A 7,434-nucleotide genomic window follows, 5' to 3' on the forward strand; every position below is an offset into this window, starting at 1 on the left:
TCTTGCCCTGTTCCATAGCAGCTTCCAATGCTTTGATCGACTTGGGACGACCGACAAATAGTGGGATCACCATATGCGGGAAAACAACGACGTCCCGCAACGGCAGCAGCGGCAGTTGGGTATGTTCAGTAAATGTTGTAGAAGTCGTCATGGCGAACCTTTTCTAAGTCTAAAAGCTTGTTAATGATGTTGGCATGGCAGCCAAAAACTCAAGTCCAAGCGGAAACAAAAAAATCCCTAATTCGCTTACTAAAGTGCAATACAAAACTGCAATAAAAAAAGCCACACGCGAAGTCGCCTTCGGGTGGCTTTTCGGTGGAAGCCGGAAATAATTGTTGTGAGACAAATTGTACTGCTTCTAGGCAAAAAGTGGACTGTAACCGCTACATTTTTGAGAATCCCGTACCGGGAGCTTATTTCGCTCCCGAAACCTTAGGCTGCTCATGGTAGATCAACAAAGGTTTGGCGCCATTGGTAATCGTGTTCTCATCGATCACTACTTTGGCAACGTTATGCTGACTAGGCAACTCGAACATTACATCAAGTAATGCATGCTCGAGAATGGAACGCAAACCCCGTGCGCCAGTCTTGCGCTCGAGCGCCTTGCGGGCGATCGCGTGCAATGCTGCCGGCCGAACTTCCAATTCTGCCCCTTCCATCTGTAACAGCTTTGCATACTGTTTAATCAAGGCATTCTTGGGTTCAAGCAATATTTGGATTAGGGCTTCTTCGTTTAGTTCACTCAAAGTTGCGACGACCGGCAATCGTCCGACCAACTCGGGAATGAGGCCGAACTTAATCAGATCCTCTGGTTCTGCATCGAGCAATACCTCACTTGCAGTACGCTCCTGCTGGCTTTTCACGCTGGCAGCAAAACCGATTCCACTCTTCTCGGAGCGGTTGGAGATGATCTTTGCAAGTCCATCGAAGGCGCCACCGCAGATAAACATGATGTTGGTGGTGTCGATCTGCACGAAATCCTGGTTTGGATGCTTGCGGCCGCCTTGAGGCGGCACCGAAGCCATCGTACCTTCGATAAGCTTCAGAAGTGCCTGCTGGACGCCCTCGCCGGAAACGTCGCGTGTGATCGAGGGATTGTCGGACTTGCGTGAGATCTTGTCGATCTCGTCGATGTAGACGATGCCCTTCTGCGCTTTCTCCACTTCGTAATTGCAATTCTGCAATAGCTTCTGAATGATGTTCTCGACATCCTCACCGACATAGCCGGCTTCGGTAAGCGTCGTTGCATCGGCGATGACGAACGGCACGTTCAACATGCGCGCAAGTGTTTGCGCAAGAAGCGTCTTACCCGACCCGGTCGGACCGACGAGCAGGATGTTGCTCTTTGCAAGCTCGACTTCGTCTTTCTTGCCCAGATGCTTCAGGCGCTTGTAGTGGTTGTAGACCGCGACTGACAGGATGCGCTTTGCGGTCTCCTGTCCGATCACATATTGTCCGAGCAACTCGAAAATTTCCTGAGGCGTCGGCAAATCGGATTTTGGTCCGGCGACGGACTCGATGCTGGATGCCTCGTCACGGATGATGTCATTGCACAGGTCGATGCACTCATCACAGATGAATACAGATGGACCCGCAATCAGCTTTTTTACCTCGTGTTGACTCTTGCCGCAGAAAGAGCAGTAAAGCAATTTTTCGCCGCTGGAGGATTTTTTATCAGACATGGGGCAACGTATGTGTAGGGATGGATTCGATATTACCTGCGAATTCCGGATTCGTCACGACGCCGCTCAATAAAACGGGTCAGGTCCGGGAATCCGTCGCGCCAAAACAAAAACGCCCGAACGCAGTGACGTCCGGGCGTGTTCCGCGAGGACTGATCACTTAGGCACGTGTAGTCAGCACCTTGTCAATCATGCCATATTCAGCCGCATCTTCTGCGGACATGAAATTATCTCTGTCTGTATCCTTGCTGATTTGTTCCACGCTCCTGCCGGTTTTTTCCGCAAGAATATGGTTCAAACGATCACGCAGATACAGGATCTCACGAGCCTGAATCTCGATGTCCGCTGCCTGACCTTGCGCACCGCCAAGAGGCTGGTGAATCATGATGCGCGAGTTGGGCAGTGAAAAACGCTTGCCCTTGGCGCCGGCGGCTAGAAGGAACGCTCCCATCGAAGCAGCCAAGCCCGTGCAGAGGGTCGAGACGTCAGGCTTGATGAATTGCATTGTATCGAAGATCGCCATGCCTGCCGACACCGACCCGCCGGGCGAGTTGATATAGAGGGAGATATCCTTGTCCGGATTTTCACTTTCCAGGAACAGCAACTGAGCCACGATCAAATTTGCAGCGTGGTCGTTGACTGGACCGACCAGAAAGATCACCCGCTCTTTGAGCAGGCGCGAATAAATATCATAGGCGCGTTCGCCCCGGCCACTCTGCTCGATCACCATCGGCACCATGCCGAGCATTTCGGTATCGAGTGCGGAATTCCTTATCAGTCCTGACATGTGCTTTTCCTTTTGAAGACGGTTTGCACAAACAAGTTACGCCTGTGCGTTGTTGCCCATCAATTCGTCGAATGCGACCGGCTTGTCGGTCACCTTGGCTTTGCTCAGAACATAGTTAACGACGTTTTCTTCCAAAACAAGGGCCTCGACTTCGGCAAGACGACGGCGGTCGCTGTAATAATACTTCAGCACCTGCTGCGGGTCTTCGTAACTTTGCGCGAAATCTTCCACCTGCGCTTTGACCTGTTCGGGAGTTGCCTGCAAATTGTTGGTCTTGACGACTTCGGCCAGGATCAGGCCGAGGCGTACGCGGCGCTCTGCTTGAGGCGTGAAAAGCTCTGGAGGGAAAGGCATGTCCTTGGCATTCATGCCGCGCTGTGCCATGTCCTGACGGGTCATTTCAACCAGGCGCTCCACGTCCTGTTCGACCAGGGCTTTCGGCACGTCGAGTTCGGAGGCCTTGATCAACGCATCCATCACGCTGTCCTTGGTTTTCGCCTTGACACGGTTCTTCACTTCGCGTTCGAGGTTGGTCCGGATGTCTTCGCGCATCTTTGCCAGATCGCCGTCGGCAATGCCGAGAGACTTGGCGAATTCCGCATCGACTTCCGGCATGTGCGCCCATTCGATCTTCTTCATCGTGATCGTGAACTCGGCGGTTTTTCCGGCAACATCCTTGCCATGATAGTCAGCTGGGAAAGGCAACGGGAAGGTCTTTGACTCGCCGACTTTCAAGCCGGTTGCAGCGGCTTCAAATTCCGGCAGCATGCGGCCTTCACCGAGCACGAATGCGTAATCGTCGGCCTTGCCGCCCTGAAATTCGACGCCGTCGATGCGTCCGACAAAGTCGACCGTAACACGGTCGCCGCTCTGTGCACTTTGGTCAGCGCCGCCGTCGCCATGAGCGCCCTGCTCGCCCTTGACGTGGTAGTGAACGCGCTGCTTGCGCAGGATGTCGATTGTCTTGTCGATTTCGGCATCGGAGACTTCGGTTGTCACACGCTCGACTTCGGCGGTCGACAGATCGCCGATCCTGACTTCCGGGTAAACCTCGAACGTGGCATCAAATGCCACTGCGCCTTCGGCAACGCCTTCACCGGATTTCGGTTCGATCTTCGGCAGGCCGGCCACGCGCAGGTTATTTTCCGTGGCGGCGTCACTAAATGCACGGCCGACCTTGTCGTTCAGGACTTCCGTTTCAACTTGATATCCATACTGCTGGGCGACCATCTTCATCGGCACCTTGCCTGGACGGAAACCCGGCGCCTTCGCGGTGCGGGCACGGATCTTCAGACGTTTTTCGACTTCTGCCTGTACGTCTGCCAGCGGCAGAGTGATGGTAATGCGGCGCTCGAGTTTATCCAGGGTTTCGACTGCAGTTGACATGTGAATCGTCCAAAAAATGAGGAATTTTGTGGTGCGAGGAGGGGGACTCGAACCCCCACACCATTGCTGGCGTCAGGACCTAAACCTGGTGCGTCTACCAATTTCGCCATCCTCGCGGGAATATGCTTGCCTTGATCATGCACAAAAGCAAAGGGCGACCATGAAGTGAAATCCGGTCGCCCTGTTAAGCCTTGTTGGTAGCTCTTCAACTTCAGCCGCGAATTTTACTGGATTTTTTAAGTGGTCGCGCGATTTTTCAGCTGCGGGACCATCTCCGGGGTGGGTCAGGCCGGTCGTTTTACCTTGAACCAGGCCGCGTAGAGCGCCGGCAAAAACAGCAGGGTCAATGCCGTGGCAATGATTAGTCCACCCATGATCGCGACTGCCATCGGCCCCCAAAACACGGAGCGGGACAGCGGGATCATCGCCAGCACCGCCGCCGCCGCGGTGAGAATGATTGGCCTGAATCGCCTCACTGCCGATTCGATCACGGCGTTCCAAGCAGGAACACCTGCTGCGATATCCTGTTCTATCTGGTCGATAAGAATGACCGAATTTCGGATGATCATGCCGAACAAGGCGATAACGCCGAGTTGGGCCACGAATCCGAACGGACGCTGCAGAAGCAGCAGCGCCATGGCGGCCCCGGCCACTCCCAGCGGCCCAGTGAGGAACACGAGCACCGCACGCGAGAAGCTATGCAGTTGCAGCATGAGCAGCGTGAAAATGATGAATATCACCAGCGGCACGTTGGCGGCAATCGATTGTTGTGCCTTGCCGCTGTCTGCGGCCGCTCCCGCGAGTTCGATCCGATAACCAGCCGGCAGCGCCTGCCGCAACTGGTTCAACTCCGGATCGATCTGACTGGATACAGTCGGCCCCTGGATGCCGTCCACCACGTCGGATTGCACGGTAATGGCCCATTCCCTTCCCTCGCGCCAGACCACACCGGGTTCCCAGACGAATTGGGCACGTGCCACCTGTGACAGCGGCACGGATCTGCCTGTCGATGTTTGGATATTGGCGGCGTTGAGCGCGGTAATGGTTGAACGTTCCTCCACCGGTTGACGGATGGCGATATCAATCAGCTTGTTGCTGTCGCGGAACTGGCCGATCGTCGTGCCGCTGAGGATGGTATTGGCGGTACGCATCACGGCCTGCGAACTGATGCCGAGTGCGCGCAACTTATCCTGATCGAGATCGAGCCGCAAAACTTTCACCGACTCGTTCCAGTTGTCGTTCACCCCAATCGCATTGGGATTTGAACGCATGACGTCCTTCACCTGGTCGGCGATCGCGCGTACGGTCGCGACCTCGGTGCCGGAAACCCGGAACTGCACAGGATAAGGTACGGGAGGGCCATTCGGCAGCAATTTCACCCGGCCACGCACTTCGGGGAAGTCGTTCTTGAAGGCGTCTACAATCTTGAGACGCAGCGCTTCCCTTGCCTGCAGGTCCTTCGGCAGCACAACGATTTGGGACACATTGGTTTGCGGAAATATCTGGTCAAGCGGAAGATAGAAGCGCGGACTTCCAGTGCCGACGTAGGAGGTAACGCTTTCGACGCCATCCTGCCTGCGGATGAAATTCTCGAATTTTTTCGCCTGTGCCTCGGTTGCGGCAAATGCGGTCCCTTCCGGCATCCAGAGTTCGACCATCAGTTCCGGCCGACTGGAATCAGGGAAGAACTGCTGCTCGATGAACTTGAAACCGAAAACACCCAGCCCGAATACCAGCAGCGTCAGCAGGATCGTGGTCTTGCGCCATTCAACACACCATGCCACCAGCTTCCGGAAGCGCCGATAAAACGGCGAATCGAACAATTCATGATGACCGCCGGCGCCCGACGCGGGCTTTGCTTTCAGCAATACATACCCGATGTACGGCGTGAACAAAACGGCGGCGAACCAGGAGATCAACAGCGCAAGGGCATTCACCGAAAACATGGAGAAGGTGTACTCGCCGGCAGCGGATTTCGCCAGTCCAATGGGAAGGAATCCGGCGGCAGTGATGAGCGTGCCGGTGAGCATGGGCATGGCGGTGGATGTGTACGCGAACGTCGCGGCATCGAAACGGGAAAAGCCCTCTTCCATTTTGCGTACCATCATTTCCACCGCGATGATCGCGTCGTCCACGAGCAACCCCAGCGCAATGATCAGCGCGCCAAGGGAAATCTTGTGCAGGTCGATATTAAAAATGCGCATGAAGAGAAACGTTACCGCCAGCACCAGCGGTATCGTCAGGGCCACCACCAGTCCGGGCCGCACATCCAGCCGCAATGGTTTGGTATGCAGTCCGAGTGCGACGAAGCTAACCGCCATCACGATCAGGACCGCTTCCGCCAGGGTGCGAAGGAATTCGTTGACGGACGAAGTCACTGCCCGGGGCTGGTCGGACACCTGCTCCAGCTCGATCCCGACCGGTAGTTTGCCTTTCAGGTCGCCCACGGTTTTCTGCAGATTGCGACCGAGGTCGATGATGTCGCCCCCCTTCTCCATCGAGATGCCGAGGCCGATGACTTCCTTACCGTTGTAGCGCATCTTGTCTTGCGGCGGGTTACGGAATTCCCGCTTTACGGTCGCGAAATCACCCAGACGGAACGTGGTGCCGGCGGCGCGCAATTCGAGATTTTCAAGATCGCGCACGGTCTGCATTGCACCCGTCACACGAACCTGAAGATTGTCAGTCGGCGTTACCAGCACACCGGTGGCCTCGACGCTGTTCTGTGCATTCAACTGTGTGACGATGGCCTCGAAAGGCACGCCAAGCTGCGCAAACTTCTTGTGCGAGAACTCGATGTTGATTCGTTCTTCCTGTACGCCAAACAATTCAACCTTGGAAACTGACGGCACGAGCAACAATTGCTGCCGCACGAAGTCGGCATAATCCTTGACTTCCGCATAATTGAATCCGTCGCCGGAAAGCGCGAATATCGACCCATAGGTATCGCCGAATTCATCGTTGAAGAACGGCCCGATGACCCCAGGTGGCAGCGTGCCGCGGATATCGCCGATTTTCTTTCTCACCTGGTACCAGGCAGCAGGCGTTTCCTTCGGCGGCGTTGATTCGCGCAACTGCAGGATGATCAGCGTTTCGCCGGGCTTTGAATAGCTGCGGATTTTGTCGATGTACGGAGTTTCCTGCAGCTTTCGTTCCAGCTTGTCCGTCACCTGATCGGCCATCTGCAATGCGGTCGCACCGGGCCAGATTGCCCGTACCACCATGGCGCGGAAGGTGAACGGCGGGTCTTCGTCCTGCCCAAGCTTGCTGTAGCCAAGTACGCCGCCGATGAGCAAAACGACGATCAGATACCTGGTCAGTGGGATGTGCTCGAGCGCCCAGCGGGACAGATTGAACCCGCTTTTCATTTAGGGGCCCCGGCGACCTTGTTGTCTCCGTTGACGGAGGTGTCCGCACCAAGAATCCTGACCTTTTGCCCGGGCTTAAGCAGATTGGCGCCGCCGGTCACGACGGTCTGCCCGGTGGATACGCCGCTGGCGAGCAGGATATCGTTGCCGGATGCGCCGGCCACCTGCACCGGGGTGAGCTTTACTACGCCGTTGTCGACCACCCAGACGG

5 protein-coding genes, 1 tRNA gene and 1 pseudogene are annotated in these 7,434 nt (G+C 55.7%); all 7 read right to left on the bottom strand.

Going from position 1 to position 7,434, the window contains the following annotated elements:
* A partial coding sequence (locus tag VGU61_RS18400; protein ID WP_326860704.1) for an LON peptidase substrate-binding domain-containing protein occupies positions 1-151 on the bottom strand: 151 nt, incomplete at its 3' end.
* Between the two features lie 262 nt (positions 152-413).
* Positions 414-1,682, bottom strand: a complete 1,269-nt coding sequence (clpX, locus tag VGU61_RS18405; protein WP_326860700.1) for an ATP-dependent Clp protease ATP-binding subunit ClpX — start codon at positions 1,680-1,682, stop codon at positions 414-416.
* Positions 1,683-1,842: 160 nt separating this feature from the next.
* Complete coding sequence (gene clpP / locus VGU61_RS18410) at positions 1,843-2,469, bottom strand: ATP-dependent Clp endopeptidase proteolytic subunit ClpP (RefSeq protein WP_326860701.1); 627 nt, start codon at positions 2,467-2,469, stop codon at positions 1,843-1,845.
* Between the two features lie 36 nt (positions 2,470-2,505).
* On the bottom strand, positions 2,506-3,855 hold the full coding sequence (gene tig, locus VGU61_RS18415) for a trigger factor (RefSeq protein WP_326860702.1): 1,350 nt from the start codon (positions 3,853-3,855) through the stop codon (positions 2,506-2,508).
* A gap of 29 nt (positions 3,856-3,884) precedes the next feature.
* Positions 3,885-3,971: transfer RNA gene (locus VGU61_RS18420), tRNA-Leu, on the bottom strand.
* A 168-nt stretch (positions 3,972-4,139) separates the two neighbouring features.
* On the bottom strand, positions 4,140-7,223 hold the full coding sequence (locus VGU61_RS18425) for an efflux RND transporter permease subunit (RefSeq protein WP_326860703.1): 3,084 nt from the start codon (positions 7,221-7,223) through the stop codon (positions 4,140-4,142).
* Positions 7,220-7,434: pseudogene (locus tag VGU61_RS18430) on the bottom strand (efflux transporter periplasmic adaptor subunit); the annotation flags it as partial. The pseudogene VGU61_RS18430 and the gene VGU61_RS18425, both read right to left, overlap by 4 nt.

This window comes from Noviherbaspirillum sp. (genome assembly GCF_035944575.1).
In the GTDB taxonomy this organism is placed as follows: domain Bacteria; phylum Pseudomonadota; class Gammaproteobacteria; order Burkholderiales; family Burkholderiaceae_D; genus Noviherbaspirillum.

Coding starts and splice junctions, on each gene's coding strand:
- clpX (WP_326860700.1), bottom strand. CDS start 1,682: ATGTCTGATAAAAAATCCTCCAGCGGCGAAAAATTGCTTTACTGCTCT.
- VGU61_RS18425 (WP_326860703.1), bottom strand. CDS start 7,223: ATGAAAAGCGGGTTCAATCTGTCCCGCTGGGCGCTCGAGCACATCCCA.
- tig (WP_326860702.1), bottom strand. CDS start 3,855: ATGTCAACTGCAGTCGAAACCCTGGATAAACTCGAGCGCCGCATTACC.
- clpP (WP_326860701.1), bottom strand. CDS start 2,469: ATGTCAGGACTGATAAGGAATTCCGCACTCGATACCGAAATGCTCGGC.